We start from the raw sequence: 14,029 nt of genomic DNA on the forward strand, positions 1-14,029 counted from the left end.
TGCGGATCGGCACCGAGCATGTCGTGGGCGTCCGCAAGGGCGTCTTTCCGGGTGTGCCCCGTGGGGGCGGGGCACACCGGTTTTCTTGCGGCGGCTTGCGGTGTCAGGCGTCGGCGGCCTCGGCGGACTGCGGGGCCTGCGCCGCGCCAAAGCCGGCCTGCAGGTGCCGGTTCACGCCCGAGATCACCGCGCGCAGCGATGCCGTGACCAGGTTGGCGTCGATGCCGGCGCCGAACCCTGTCGGCGAATCGCCCACGCGCACTTCCACGTAGCAGGCCGCGCGTGCATCCGCGCCGACGGTCATCGCATGCTCGTGGTAATCCATCACGCGTACCGGCAAGTCCAGCGCATTGACGAAGGCATCGATGGGCCCGTTGCCGGTGCCGCGCACGCTGCACGGCTTGCCGTCGCGCACCATCTGCACTTCGATCTCCGTGGCGCCGCCGCTGTCAGACACCAGCTGGTGCGATACATAGCGCAGCGGTGTCTGCTGCGCGAGGTACTCGCGCTGGAACAAACCATGAAGATCATCGGCACTCGCCTCGAGCCCGGTGTCGTCGGTCATGGCCTGCACCGCGCGGCTGAATTCGATCTGCAGGCGGCGCGGCATGTAGATGCCATGCACCTGCTCCAGCAGGTAGGCCATGCCGCCCTTGCCGGACTGGCTGTTGACGCGGATCACCGCGTCATAGCTGCGGCCCAGGTCGGCCGGGTCGATCGGCAGGTAGGGCACTTCCCAGATGCCGTCCGGCTGCTGCTGTGCAAAGCCCTTGCGGATCGCATCCTGGTGCGAGCCCGAGAACGCGGTGAATACCAGGTCGCCCACATACGGGTGGCGCGGATGCACCGGCAGCTGGTTGCAGTGCTCAACGCACTGGCGCACCGCGTCGATATCGGAGAAGTCCAGCCCGGGTGCCACGCCCTGCGTATAGAGGTTGAGCGCCAGCGTCACCAGGTCGACATTGCCGGTGCGCTCGCCGTTGCCGAACAGGCAGCCTTCGACGCGGTCCGCGCCCGCCATCAGCGCCAGCTCCGCGGCGGCCACCGCGGTGCCGCGGTCGTTGTGCGGGTGCACTGACAGCGCGATGTGTTCGCGCCGTGCCAGGCGGCGGTGCATCCATTCGACCTGGTCGGCGAACACGTTGGGCGTGCTGCATTCGACCGTGGTTGGCAGGTTCAGGATCATTGGCCGGTCCGGGCCGGCCTGCCAGGCGGCAGAGACGGCGTCGCTGACTTCCAGCGAGAAGTCGAGCTCGGCCAGGCTGAAAGTCTCGGGCGAATATTCATAGGCCCATGCCGTGCCAGGCATGGCATCGGTCAGCGACCTGATCAGGCGCGTGCCCGAGACCGCGACCTCCTTGATCTCTTCACGCGAGGCATTGAAGACGATGCGCCGCCAGGCTGGCGCGATCGGGTTGTACAGGTGCACCGTGGCCCGCGCTGCGCCGCGCACGGACTCGACGGTGCGGCGGATCAGGTCTTCGCGCGATTGCGTCAGCACCACGATGTTGACGTCTTCGGGGATGCGCTGCTCGTCGATCAGCATGCGCACGAAGTCGAAATCGGTCTGCGAGGCGGCGGGGAACGCCACTTCGATTTCCTTCAGGCCGATTTTCACCAGCTGCTCGAAGAAGCGCAGCTTGCGCGCCGGGTTCATCGGCTCGATCAGGGCCTGGTTGCCGTCGCGCAGGTCGGTGCTCATCCAGCGCGGTGCGCGCGTGATGGTGCGGGCGGGCCAGGTGCGGTCAGGGATGTCGACGGTGGCGGCGGGGTGGTACTTGGTGGCGGGATTGCTGAGCATACGGGGTCTCCTTCCTCGCTAAGGGAAGTAAAGGAAAAACGGAAGAAACGGTGGCGAAAGGCTGCCGAACTGCCACGGGGCACTAGGCCCGGCAACCGGTCGATAGGCTTAGCAGTAGCGAGGAAGCGCGCAGGGCGCGGCCCGATGCCAGGGCAGCCAGCACGCGCGCGCGGGCAGCGATGCGGGACGCATCGGCAGCCTGGCTGAGTGTGCTGGTGTAACGGTTCATCGTGCCTGGAGGAGGAGGGCCGGGGCCGCTCGTGGTTGGTGCGCATCCGGCAGGAGCCGGATGACTGGCAAAGGTTAGTCGACAAGGCCGGCCCCGGTCAAGCGTGGGGGAGCGCCGGGTGCGAACGTGGCCCGATCGGGGGACTGCCATGCGCGGGTTGCGCCAAACGGCTGGGGCGAGGTTGCGGCCGGGATCCTGCCGGTCATGTTTGCCTCGCCCGAATGGCGGTGCCGCTGCGCTGAAAGGATGAATCACGCGCATGCTCTGTGCGCTGCGCCTCAGTCCTCTGGCCGGTATTGCGCTGGCACCTTTGTGCCTAGGCTGGTAGCGCGGGAAAAAACACATGACTGGGGGGGAACATCATGAGACTGAGAACGTGGGCATCCTGGCTGGCGGGCGCTGCCATGACCATGCTGCTGGCAGCGTGCGGTGGCGGCGGTGGTTCGAGCACGCCCGCCACGCCAAACGCAGGCGGTTCCACGCCGCTGACCTATACGGTGAAGATGAGCGTGACCTCGGGCGAGGTCGGCGTCGGCCGCACGATCACCATCAGCGCGCTGGCAGTGGACAGCAACGGCATCGACGTCTCCGGCAACACCACCTTCAGCTGGACCAGTACCGACAGCGGCATTGCCACCGTGGAGCCGAGTGCCACCACGCCGGGCAGCGCCGTGGTCAAGGGCATTGCAACCGGGACGACCACCGTCCAGGTGGTGGCGAGCGTCAAGGGCGCCGACAACACCACGGTGCAGCTGCCCGCGCAATCCGCCACCATCACCGTGGTGCCGGCCTCGGCGCTGAGCTACAGCCTGTCGATCCCGAACAGCAGCCTGTCGATGAGCGACGGGCAGACGCTGCCGGTCAAGGTATCGCTGGTCGACAGCAACGGCGCCGATGTATCCGCCAGCGTCAACAGCTGGGCATGGTCCAGCAGCGGCTCCGCGGTCCAGGTCACTGCCAGCCAGAACAGCGCCACGCTGAAGGCGAGCAACAGCTCACCCACTGCCGTGGCCACGGCCGGTGTCTCGGTATCGGTGACCGCACCGGACGGGCATGCCATTGCCGGGCTGATCGCGGTGACAGTGCAGAAGAACGGCGCCGCCGCCTATCGCGTGGTGACGACCAAGGGCGGCCGCGAGGTGAATGCGCTGCAGGTCTTCAGCAACCGTCCGGAAACCTTCACCTCGCGTGTGCTGCGTCACGATGGCCAGGACGTGACCGCGGAGTTCGACGGCGCCTGGACCTACACGGCGACCTCGGCCACGCTGTCCGCATCGGAAGCGGCGGGTACGCATGACGCCACGGTCAGCACCAGCCTGGCCAACGACAAGGGTCCGGTCCAGAGCAGCCTGACGGTGATGGCTGTCAGCACCAGGCTCGGCGAACGCCGCAGCGCCACGCTGACGGTGACCGAGAACCCGGTCTGGGCGCTGGTTGGCGACAACCAGGATCCGATGACGCTGCTGCTGATGCCGCCGATGAGTATCCCGGTGACCGCGCGCATGAAGCACCTTGGCGACGATGCGCAGTACACCGCGTGCATCAACTGGGCGTGGACCAGCACCGGCCCGGTGGAGTTGTCGCCCGGCGTCGCGGATCATCAGAAGAACGTCACTGGCACAGCGCAGGGCGACTTCACTCTTACCGTGACCTGTAATGCCGTCGCCGACAATACGCCGCTGAAGCTGGTCTTCTACGGTACGGTCAAGTAGGCAGCAGGCTCCCGCGCCTGGCGAAACGCCCTCCATCCGGAGGGCGTTTCGCTTTGTGGGCAAATTGCAGGCTGCCGGTTTGCTCCCCTCTCCCGCAAGCGGGAGAGGGGGCAAACAAGCGGCCGTCGGGAGGGATGCCGGCAAAGCGTACCCGTTTCTGCGTGACCGGCGCCAAGCGTTTCAGGTGCTGCCGGGGCAGGCCAGCATAGGCGTCGGGACAAGGCTGAGCCTGCCTTTGCGGGACGTCCCCTATATGCGCACCAGGCAAGCCAGTGCGCAAAGCGTACCCGTTTCTGCGTGCGAAAGTGCCAGCCCTTCCAGGCACGTTTTATCGCCGCTGGACAGCCTGCAGGCGAGCGCAAAGCGCTGCCTCCGCGCCGGGCGGAAGCAGCGGGCGTACCCGTTTCTGCGTAGATCTGTGGAGGAGGAAATCGCGCCGTTCAGCGCTTGCGCACGAAGCGAATCACCTGTTCGGCAGGCTTGTCCTGCGTGCCGGAGGTGGTACCGGCGGTGTTGGATCCGCAGGTATTGCAGCCGCCGTCGTCGCAGCCGCTGGCGCAGCCCGCTGCGGCTTTCGGGGCCAGCCAGCGCACCAGCCGGGCACGCCAGCCGGTGGCGGCGCCGCCGCCCAGGCGCGCGGCCAGCGCCGCCTTGACGCGCTCGCGCGTGCGCGGCGCGTAGCGCGCGATCACCGACACCGCGCATGCCAGCACGATCAGCGGGACCAGCAGCGTTTCGATGGCGTGGTAGAGGGTCATGGCGGCGCGGTGCCTCAGCTGAACATCAGCGCGACGCGGTAGGTCACGAAGGCCGCCAGGTAGGCCAGCCCGGTCAGATAGGCCGCCGACAGCGCCATCACCTTCCACGAGTCGGTCTCGCGCCGGATCACTGCCAGCGTGGAGATGCACTGCGGTGCGAACACGTACCAGGCCAGCAGCGACAGCGCGGTGGCCAGCGACCATTGCGCGGCGATCATCGGCGCCAGCTGCGTGGCCACGGTCTCTTCGCTGCCCGACAGCGCATAGACGGTAGCCAGCGCGCCCACGGCCACTTCGCGCGCGGCCAGGCCCGGCACCAGCGCAATGCAGATCTGCCAGTTGAAGCCCACCGGTGCGAACACCTTCTGCAGCGCATGGCCGATCATGCCGGCAAAGCTGTAGTCGATGGCCGGCGCGGTCGCGCCCACGGGCGCGGACGGGAAGGTCGACAGGAACCACAGCAGCACCGTCAGCGCCAGGATCACCTTGCCCACCCGCGACAGGAAGATGCGGGCACGCTCCCACAGGCCGATGGCCACATCGCGCGGATTGGGGATGCGGTACGACGGCAGCTCCATCAGCAGCGGATGGTCGGTGCGGTCGCGGCGGAAGAACTTGAGCGCGTAGGCCACCACCAGCGCGCTGACGATGCCGGCCACGTACAGCGCGAACAGCACCAGCCCCTGCAGGTTGAACAGGCCCATCACGGTGCGCTCGGGGATGAAGGCGCCGATCAGCAGCGCATACACCGGCAGCCGTGCCGAGCAGGTCATCAGCGGCGCCACCAGGATGGTGGTGAGCCGGTCGCGCGGGTCCTGGATGGTGCGCGTGGCCATGATGCCGGGGATGGCGCAGGCAAAGCTGGACAGCAGCGGGATAAACGAGCGCCCCGACAGCCCCGCGCCCATCATCAGGCGGTCCAGCAGGAAGGCCGCGCGCGGCAGGTAGCCGGATTCCTCCAGCGTCAGGATGAACAGAAACAGGATCAGGATCTGCGGCAGGAACACCACCACGCTGCCCAGGCCTGCGACCAGGCCGTCGACCAGCAGGCTCTTGAGCATGCCGTCGGGCAGGTAGGCGCCCAGCATCTCGCCGGCCCAGTGCACACCGCCCTCGATGCCGTCGATCAACGGCTCGGCCCACGAGAACACCGCCTGGAACATCAGGAACAGCAGCACCGCCAGCAGCAGCAGGCCGATCACCGGATGCAGCACGATGCGGTCGAGGCGGTCATCCAGCGCGGCGGTGCGCGCCGGCATGCTGACCGCGGCCGCCAGCAGGCGGTTGACCTCGGCATGCACGTCAATGTCGTTGGCGGGTTCCGGCGTGACCGGCGGGGCCGGCGGCAGGGTGTCGTCAAGCAGGCTGACCAGTGTCGCGGCGCCGTCGCGCTTCACCGCCACGGTGCTGACCACCGGCACGCCCAGCGCGGCCGACAGCTTGTCGCGATCGATCTGGATGCCGCGCCGCGCGGCGGCGTCGCTCATATTGAGCACGACCACCATGGGCAGGCCCAGGCGGCGCAGTTCCAGCACGAAGCGCAGGTGCAGGCGCAGGTTGGTCGCATCGACCACCGACACCAGCAGGTCCGGGCGCTGCTCGCCGGCACGCCTGCCCAGGCAGACATCGCGCGTGATGGCTTCATCGAGGCTGGCCGCGTGCAGGCTGTAGGCGCCCGGCAGGTCCAGGATGCGCACCTGGCGCCCGGCCGGCGACACGAAGTAGCCTTCCTTGCGCTCGACGGTCACGCCCGCATAGTTGGCCACCTTCTGGCGGCTGCCGGTCAGGCGGTTGAACAGTGCGGTCTTGCCGCAATTGGGATTGCCGACCAGCGCAATGCGCAGGGCGGAAGTGGAAGGAGCTGCAGACATAATCCGGGGGAAGGCTCAGGCAGTCCGTTTTGCGGACGGTTTGGCGGTCTGGTCGCCGCCCTGCGTGGCGGGGGCGATGCTGGTGACCGAGGCGCTGGCGACCGCTACGCCGATGCGTGCCGCTTCCGAGCGGCGCAGCGCAAAGCGGGTGAAGCCTACCTGTGCCACCAGCGGGTCCATGCCGAAGGGGCCGTAGGCGATGATCTGTACGGCTTCACCGGGGACGAAGCCCAGTTCGCGCAGGCGGCGCGCGACCGGGTCTCCCGGGGTGGCGTCGTCCACCGATTGCACAACGGCGGGCGTGCGCCGTGGAAGTTCAGACAACCGCATCATGCTTCCAGTCCGTGGCGCGGTCTGCCGCCAAGCGGTCAGCGCGACCACGCCGGGGTGTGTAAATGAAAATCGTTTTCATTGTATCGTAATTGAGGCATGGCGTTGCCCCTCAAAGGGCGGGCACGCCGGCCTGCTGCCGCCGTCATTGCGCCGCAGGAGGCAAATGATAACCGTTCGGGGTATGGGTGGCTGGGGGGCGCGGGCGGCCTTGGCAACGTTTCCCGGGCCTGACGTCACGCGCGACCGGTGCCGCAGGGCGCGGGTAGAAGTGTAGAAGGCTGCGCATGAATTCAGCCTGATGCAGCACAGTTCGGCTTTGCGAAGCCGAATGCAACCAGCCTCATGCAGCGCCAATCAATTACTGCATTTGCGTTATTGGATGCCGTAAGCGGGCAGGGTTAAGCTTCAAGCACGCTGAACACCCCGTTCCACGCGTACTTCACAAGCCATCGGTCTATGGACCGGTGGCTTTTTCTTTGGGGCTGCCGTGGGCGGCGGCTGTCATCTCCCGCACCATGCCGACGAAATGGTCGCGCGCCGGATGGTCCGGCGCCGTCTTCCACGCGCAGTAGACCTCCGAGCGTACCGACGAGTCGGCCAGTGGCCGGAACGCGGCCCCGGCCATGCCGGAGCGCGCCAGCGCCGCCGGCACCACCGCCACGCCCATTCCCTGCGACACCAGCGACACCACCGACAGCCAGTGCCGGACTTCATGCCGGATCTGCGGGTAGAAGCCCTGCGCCGCGCACATGTCGAAGATGCGGCTGTAGTAGTCCGGCGAGGCCTTGCGCGAGAACAGCACGAATGGCTTGCCGCGCAATGCCGCCAGCGGCAACTCCGGCAGCGCGGCCAGCGCATGGTCGGCCGGCAGGCAGCAGACAAAGGGCTCGCTGTGCACCAGCGTAGCCTGCAGCGTGTCCGGCACGCGGCCGGTGTGGATAAAGGCGACGTCGAGTTCGTCGTGCAGCAGCGCGTCGATCTGCTCCTGCGAGTTGAGCTCGGTCAGCGCCACCTGGATGCCGGGATAGGCCGCCTGGAACGCGCGCAGCGTCTGTGGCAAGCCGCGATACAGCATCGAGCCGACAAAGCCCACCCGCAGCCGCCCGATCGCGCCCGCCTCGATCTCGCGTGCCAGCACCCGCGCCGCCTCGGCCTGCGCCAGCAGCGCCGTGGCCGATTCGCGGAAGGCCCGTCCGGCCGCGGTCAGCCGCACGCCGCGGCTGTCGCGGTCGAACAGCCGCGCCCCGACCGAGGCCTCCAGCTGCTGGATATTGAGCGACAGCGGCGGCTGGGAAATGGCAAGCCGGCGCGCGGCACGCCCGAAGTGCAGTTCCTCGGCCAGCACGAGGAAGTAACGCAGGTGGCGGAATTCCATGGCGATACAGAATTTATATTGATCAAGCCAATTTTAGAATTAGACGCGAATCCTTGGGGTTTCAATAATGGAGGCCAAAGGGGCCGCAAGCCGGCACCGTCCAATCCCAGGAGACCCGCCATGCCATCCAGCGCCGTGCGCGACACCACACTTCAAGCCCCTTGCGCCGCACCGGCCGCTGCCCACCCGGTACCGGACCGCCAGGGCGGCAGCCTGTTTGCCGCCGACCCCGACCTGCGCGCGCTGCTGCCGCTCTACCTGCCGCCCGACCTGTTCAACCACCTGCTGCCGCACCTGGAGCGCATGGGTGCGCTGGCCGGCGGCGTGCTCGACGAACTGGCCGGCGTGGCCGACCGTCATCCCCCCGAACTGACCTACCGTACCCGCGCGGGCGTGGATGCGCAGCGCATCGACAAGCATCCGGCCTATGTGGAGATGGAGCGCGTGGCCTTTGCCGAATTCGGCCTGGCGGCGGCGTCGCACCGCGGCGGGGTGCTGGGCTGGGACAAGCCCATGCCGCCAGCGGCTAAGTATGCACTCACATATCTGTTTGTGCAGGCCGAGTTCGGCCTGTGCTGCCCGCTCTCGATGACCGATTCGCTGACGCGCACGCTGCGCAAGTTCGGCGACCCGGCGCTGGTCGGGCGCTACCTGCCCAACCTGACCACCCAGGTGTTCGATGATCTGCACCAGGGCGCGATGTTCATGACCGAGCAGGGCGCCGGCTCCGACGTCGCCGCCACTGCCACCCGCGCGGTGCGCGACGCTTCGGCCGAGGGCGGCTGGCGCCTGCTGGGCGACAAGTGGTTCTGCTCCAACCCCGATGCCGCGCTGGCGATGGTGCTGGCGCGCGTGGAGGATGAGGCCGGCAACGCCGTGCCGGGCCACAAGGGCGTGTCGCTGTTCCTGCTGCCGCGCAAGCTGGCCGATGGCAGCGACAACCACTACCGCATCATCCGCCTGAAGGACAAGCTGGGCACGCGCTCGATGGCCAGCGGCGAGATCCGGCTGGAAGGCGCGCATGCCTGGCTGGTCGGCGAACCCGGCCGCGGCTTCGTGCAGATGGCCGACATGATCAACAACTCGCGCCTGTCCAACGGCGTGCGCGCCGCCGGCCTGATGCGCCGCGCGCTGACCGAGGGCCTGTTCATCGCACGCGAGCGCCAGGCGTTCGGCAAGCGCCTGCAGGACATGCCGCTGATGCGCCGCCAGCTGCTCAAGCTGACCCTGCCCACCGAGCAGGCGCGCACCATGGTGTTCCAGACCGCCGAAGCGCTGCGCCGCGCAGATGCCGGCGAGGCCGACGCCTACCCGCTGATGCGCATCCTGACGCCGCTGATCAAGTTCCGCGCCTGCCGCGATGCGCGCAAGGTCACCGGCGACGCCATGGAGATCCGCGGCGGCTGCGGCTATATCGAGGAATGGAGCGATCCGCGCCTGGTGCGCGACGCCCACCTTGGCTCGATCTGGGAGGGCACCAGCAATATCGTTGCGCTCGACGTGCTGCGCGCGGTCCGCCGCGAAGGCGCGCTGCCGGTGCTGCAGGCACACCTGGCTGGCCTGCTGGCCGATACGCCGATGCATGCGGCGGCGCGTGCCGTGTTCGAACGCGCCATCGCCGCCGCTGCGAATCTGGCCGCGCAAGCCGCCGATGCCGGCGCCGACGGCGAACTGATGGCGCGCCAGGCGGCCTCGGCGCTGTACCACGTCACCAGCGCGGTGGCGATGGCCTGGGAGGCCGGGCGCATCGGCTCGGTGCGCCGCATGCGGCTGGCGCAGCTGGTGCTGCGCCATCGTGTGCTGCCGCAGGACCCGCTGGCCGCGCAGGCCGAGCCCGAATGGCTGGCCGAGACCGTCGCGCCGGTTGACGGCACCGTGCGTGCCGCCGGCGCGGTCGACCAGGTCAACGTGTTCTGACCGGATCCACGTCCGGCACCAATCCCCCGCAAAACCATCCTGCCCCGAGGCGGGAGACGTCCTATACCCAGGAGACAACGCCATGAAACTCTGGCACCGCGTAGCGGCCATCGCCGCCTGCTCGCTCTTTATCGCCCCCGCCTTCGCGCAGAAGGACTTTCCGTCCAAGCCGATCATGATGGTCGTCACCTACCCGCCGGGCGGCCCCACCGATGCCATGGCGCGCACGCTTGCCGCTGCGCTCAAGACCAGCCTTGGCCAGCCGGTGGTGGTGGAAAACCGCGCCGGCGCCGGCGGCAACATCGGTGCCGAGGTGGTGGCGCGCGCCGAGCCCGACGGCTACACGCTGATGTTCGGCACCTCGGCGCCGCTGGCGATCAACGTCAGCCTGTACCGCAAGATCAACTACGACCCGGTCAAGAGCTTCGCGCCGGTGATCCAGATCGGCCAGCTGCCCAATGTACTGGTGGTCAATCCGTCCGTGCCGGCGAAGAACGTCGCGGAGCTGATCGCCTATGGCAAGGCGCACCCGGGCAAGCTGACCTATGCCTCGTCCGGCAACGGCGCCTCGTCGCACCTGGCGGGGGTGCTGTTCAACAACGTCACCGGCACCGATTTCCAGCACATCCCGTACAAGGGCACCGGTCCCGCGCTGAACGACCTGCTGGGCGGGCAGGTCAGCATGACCTTCACCGATGTGCTGACCGCGATGCCCTTCATCAAGAGCGGCAAAGTGCGCGCACTGGGCGTCACCACCAAGGCGCGCTCGCAGGCGCTGCCGGATGTGCCGACCGTGGCCGAGCAGGGCGTGCCAGGTTTCGATGTATCGGTGTTCTTCGGCGTGGTCGCGCCCGCCGGCACGCCGCCCGAAGTGATCGGCAAGCTCAACCGTGCCTTTGCCGATGCGCTCAAGCAGCCCGAGGTGCGCAAGACCCTGCAGGCGCAGGGCCTGGAGTTCGCGCCGTCGACCACGCCCGAGCAGCTTGGCGGCTTCGTCAAGGCCGAGGTCGGCAAGTGGCGCGCCGTGGTGCAGAAGTCCGGCGCCCAGCTTGACTGAACCGCACAGGAAAACCAGCCATGACCCAAACCAGCCCCGGCGCGCTCGCCGGCATCCGCGTGGTCGACCTGTCGCGCATCCTGGGCGGCCCGTACTGCGGCCAGATCCTGGGCGACCACGGCGCCGACGTGCTCAAGATCGAACCGCCGCAGGGCGACGACACCCGCACCTGGGGGCCGCCGTTCAAGGACGGCGTGGCCTCTTACTACTTCGGCCTGAACCGCAACAAGCGCGTGATGCGGCTGGACCTGACCGCCGAGGCGGATCGTGAAGTCCTGCTTGCGCTGCTGGCCGAGGCCGACGTGCTGGTCGAGAACTTCAAGACCGGCACCATGGAGAAGTGGGGGCTGGGCTACGACACGCTGTCCGCGCGCTTCCCGCGGCTGGTCCATTGCCGCGTGTCCGGCTTCGGCGCGGATGGCCCGCTGGGCGGCCTGCCCGGCTACGACGCCGCCATCCAGGCCATGTCCGGCATCATGAGCATCAACGGCGAGGCCGATGGCGATCCGCTGCGCGTGGGTTTGCCGGTGGTGGACATGGTGACCGGCCTGAACGCCGTGATCGGCGTACTGCTGGCACTGCAGGAGCGCGCGCGCAGCGGGCGCGGCCAGTTCGTCGAGGCCGCGCTCTATGACTCCGGCCTGTCGCTGCTGCATCCGCATGCGGCCAACTGGTTCATGAGCGGCAAGACGCCGCAGCGCACCGGCAATGCGCATCCCAACATCTACCCGTACGACACGGTGGCGACCGCCACCGACCCGATCTTCCTGGCGGTGGGCAACGACCGGCAGTTCCGCATCCTGTGCGAGCACCTGCGGCTGCCTGCACTGGCCGATGACGAGCGCTATGCCACGGCGGGCGCGCGCTCGGTGAACCGCGTGGCGCTGAAGGCGGAACTGGAAGCCAGGCTGTGCGAGTTCGATGGCAAGGTGCTGGCCGACGAGCTGGTGGCCGCGGGCGTGCCCTGCGCGCCGGTGCTGTCCGTGGCCGACGCCTTGCAGCATCCGCATACGCAGCACCGCGAGATGGTGGTGGAGATGGAGGGTGGCTACAAAGGGCTGGGTGCGCCGGTCAAGCTGAGCCGGACGCCGGCGACGTACCGGTATGCGCCGCTCACCGAAGGGGACGAGTTCCTGGATTAGACGCGACGTTGCCGCGCGGCAAACGAAAAGGCGGCCATATGGCCGCCTTTCTTCATTGATTCCGGCTAGCTCATCACCCCGGGATCATCCCCGGCAACAGGTAAGCCTGCACCACCGTCATGATGCCGATGATCACGGCAAACAGCAGGCTGTGCTTGACCGTGAAGCGGAACAGCTCCGACTCCTTGCCCACCAGCCCGGTCGCCGCGCAGGCCACGGCGATCGATTGCGGCGAGATCATCTTGGCCGTGACGCCGCCGGTGGTGTTGGCGGCGACCAGCAGCGTGTCCGACACGCCGATCTGATGCGCCGTGGTGTTCTGCAGCGCGCAGAACAGCGCATTGGACGAAGTGTCCGAACCGGTCAGGAACACCCCCAGCCAGCCCAGGAACGGCGAGAAGAACGGGAAGGCCGCGCCGGTGCCGGCCAGCAGCAGCGCCAGTGTCGACGACATGCCGGAGTAGTTGGCGACAAAGGCGAATGCCAGCACCAGGCCGATCGACAGCACCGGGCGCGCCAGTTCCACCAGGGTCTCGGCAAAGGTGGCCAGCAGCGTGCGCGGCTTCATGCGCAGCAGCACCGCCGAGATCAGAGCGGTCAGCAGGATGGCGGTGCCGACGGCGGAGAGCAGGTCGAGCTTCAGCACCGCGTCATAGGCCTTGGGCGTGGCCACGATCGGCGCGGCCTTGATCACCATCTGGTCCAGCCCGGGGATCTTGAACTTCAGCACCGTTCCCGCCAGCGCGCCATTGGCCGCGAACAGCGCCTTGAACGGCTGCAGGCTCCACACCGTGACGATGGCGGTCAGGATGCCGAACGGCGCCCACGCGCGCAGCGTCTGCGCCAGGGTGTAGGGCGAAGCCTTGCGGCTGGACATCGCACCGCCGAAGCCGCCGCCGAAGCCAGCCAGCGCGACGGTGCCGCCGCTGACATTGCCGCCGGCACGCTGCGACGCGCTGCGCGGCTGCCATACCTTCAGGAACGCGGCCAGCGACACCAGGCTGACCAGTGCCGAAGTGATGTCCGGCAGTTCGGGCCCGATATGGTTGGAGGTGAAGTACTGCGTCACGGCAAAGCTGCCGCCGCACACCAGCGCCGCCGGCCACGTCTCGCGCACGCCCTTGGCGCCGTCCATCATGAACACCAGCCAGAACGGCACCAGCAGCGACAGCAGCGGCAGCTGGCGGCCGGCCATGGCGCCGATATGGAAGGGATCGATGCCCGTGACCTGACCGGCCACGATGATGGGGATGCCCATCGCGCCGAACGCCACCGGCGCGGTATTGGCGATCAGGCACAGGCCCGCCGCATACAGCGGGTTGAAGCCCAGGCCCACCAGCAGCGCCGCGGTGATCGCCACCGGCGCGCCGAAGCCCGCCGCGCCTTCCAGAAAGGCGCCGAAGGCAAAGCCGATCAGCAGCATCTGCAGGCGCTGGTCGTCGGTAATCGACAGCACCGAGGCGCGGATCACGTCGAACTGGCCGGTCTTGACCACGATCTTGTAGAGGAACACCGCGGTCACGATGATCCATGCAATCGGCCACAGCCCATAGGCAAAGCCGAAGCCGGCCGAGGCCAGCGCCTGCTGCGCAGGCATGCCGTAGGCGAAGATCGCCACGGCCAGCGCCAATAGCAGCGTCACGGCCGCGGCGACATGGCCCTTCATGCGCCAGACGGCCAGCGCAATGAAGAAGAACAGTATGGGAATGGCTGCCGCCAGCGACGACAGCCACAGGCTGCCCAGCGGTGTATAGAGTTGGGTCCAGGGTTGCACGGTTTAGTCTCCTGCTTCGGTGGTGTTTCGGGAAATCTTTGTTTTGTTGGTGAACACAGC

At 68.0% G+C, this 14,029-nt stretch carries 10 protein-coding genes; 4 read left to right on the top strand and 6 right to left on the bottom strand.

The genetic code is table 11. The features are described 5' to 3' along the window. Positions 1–103 precede the first annotated feature (103 nt). Positions 104–1,801 (bottom strand): 2-isopropylmalate synthase, encoded by a 1,698-nt coding sequence (leuA, locus tag AC3WRR_RS07890; RefSeq protein ID WP_492296610.1) that lies wholly within the window; start codon positions 1,799–1,801, stop codon positions 104–106. 591 nt (positions 1,802–2,392) lie between these two features. Here leuA and AC3WRR_RS07895 point away from each other — a divergent pair. Next, positions 2,393–3,742, top strand: coding sequence for a hypothetical protein (locus AC3WRR_RS07895; RefSeq protein ID WP_492296612.1), 1,350 nt, complete (start codon positions 2,393–2,395; stop codon positions 3,740–3,742). 440 nt (positions 3,743–4,182) lie between these two features. On the opposite strand, the gene AC3WRR_RS07900 is transcribed toward AC3WRR_RS07895, so the two are convergent. From AC3WRR_RS07900 to AC3WRR_RS07915, 4 genes are all read right to left on the bottom strand, one after another. Further along, a complete protein-coding gene (locus AC3WRR_RS07900) occupies positions 4,183–4,500 on the bottom strand; it encodes a DUF6587 family protein (protein ID WP_492296614.1) in 318 nt (105 codons plus the stop codon). A 14-nt stretch (positions 4,501–4,514) separates the two neighbouring features. After that, positions 4,515–6,371, bottom strand: a complete 1,857-nt coding sequence (feoB, locus tag AC3WRR_RS07905; RefSeq protein ID WP_492296616.1) for a ferrous iron transport protein B — start codon at positions 6,369–6,371, stop codon at positions 4,515–4,517. Between the two features lie 15 nt (positions 6,372–6,386). Next, positions 6,387–6,701 carry a FeoA family protein gene (locus AC3WRR_RS07910; RefSeq protein WP_041687895.1) on the bottom strand — a complete coding sequence of 105 codons (315 nt, stop codon included), beginning with the start codon at positions 6,699–6,701 and terminating at the stop codon, positions 6,387–6,389. Between the two features lie 457 nt (positions 6,702–7,158). Then, a complete protein-coding gene (locus AC3WRR_RS07915; RefSeq protein ID WP_439669568.1) occupies positions 7,159–8,079 on the bottom strand; it encodes a LysR family transcriptional regulator in 921 nt (306 codons plus the stop codon). Positions 8,080–8,199: 120 nt separating this feature from the next. Between AC3WRR_RS07915 and AC3WRR_RS07920 the strand changes: the two genes are divergently transcribed. The 3 genes from AC3WRR_RS07920 (at position 8,200) to AC3WRR_RS07930 (ending at position 12,195) form a co-directional block, all read left to right on the top strand. After that, positions 8,200–9,996, top strand: coding sequence for an acyl-CoA dehydrogenase family protein (locus tag AC3WRR_RS07920; RefSeq protein WP_010814066.1), 1,797 nt, complete (start codon positions 8,200–8,202; stop codon positions 9,994–9,996). Positions 9,997–10,078: 82 nt separating this feature from the next. Further along, positions 10,079–11,053, top strand: a complete 975-nt coding sequence (locus AC3WRR_RS07925) for a Bug family tripartite tricarboxylate transporter substrate binding protein (protein WP_010814065.1) — start codon at positions 10,079–10,081, stop codon at positions 11,051–11,053. Positions 11,054–11,073: 20 nt separating this feature from the next. Further along, the gene (locus tag AC3WRR_RS07930) at positions 11,074–12,195 is read left to right on the top strand and encodes a CaiB/BaiF CoA transferase family protein (protein ID WP_011616346.1); all 1,122 of its coding nucleotides are present in this window, start codon (positions 11,074–11,076) and stop codon (positions 12,193–12,195) included. A gap of 73 nt (positions 12,196–12,268) precedes the next feature. Here AC3WRR_RS07930 and AC3WRR_RS07935 read toward each other — a convergent pair whose 3' ends face one another. Next, positions 12,269–13,969, bottom strand: coding sequence for a lactate permease LctP family transporter (locus AC3WRR_RS07935; RefSeq protein ID WP_010814063.1), 1,701 nt, complete (start codon positions 13,967–13,969; stop codon positions 12,269–12,271). Between the last annotated feature and the right edge of the window lie 60 nt (positions 13,970–14,029).

This window comes from Cupriavidus sp. FW305-3-2-15-C-LB2 (genome assembly GCF_058787575.1).

Bases quoted from the DNA above. Each gene is read 5' to 3' on its own strand.
- AC3WRR_RS07910 (WP_041687895.1), bottom strand. From the start codon at position 6,701: ATGCGGTTGTCTGAACTTCCACGGCGCACGCCCGCCGTTGTGCAATCG.
- AC3WRR_RS07925 (WP_010814065.1), top strand. From the start codon at position 10,079: ATGAAACTCTGGCACCGCGTAGCGGCCATCGCCGCCTGCTCGCTCTTT.
- AC3WRR_RS07895 (WP_492296612.1), top strand. From the start codon at position 2,393: ATGAGACTGAGAACGTGGGCATCCTGGCTGGCGGGCGCTGCCATGACC.
- AC3WRR_RS07915 (WP_439669568.1), bottom strand. From the start codon at position 8,079: ATGGAATTCCGCCACCTGCGTTACTTCCTCGTGCTGGCCGAGGAACTG.
- AC3WRR_RS07930 (WP_011616346.1), top strand. From the start codon at position 11,074: ATGACCCAAACCAGCCCCGGCGCGCTCGCCGGCATCCGCGTGGTCGAC.
- leuA (WP_492296610.1), bottom strand. From the start codon at position 1,801: ATGCTCAGCAATCCCGCCACCAAGTACCACCCCGCCGCCACCGTCGAC.
- AC3WRR_RS07900 (WP_492296614.1), bottom strand. From the start codon at position 4,500: ATGACCCTCTACCACGCCATCGAAACGCTGCTGGTCCCGCTGATCGTG.
- AC3WRR_RS07920 (WP_010814066.1), top strand. From the start codon at position 8,200: ATGCCATCCAGCGCCGTGCGCGACACCACACTTCAAGCCCCTTGCGCC.
- feoB (WP_492296616.1), bottom strand. From the start codon at position 6,371: ATGTCTGCAGCTCCTTCCACTTCCGCCCTGCGCATTGCGCTGGTCGGC.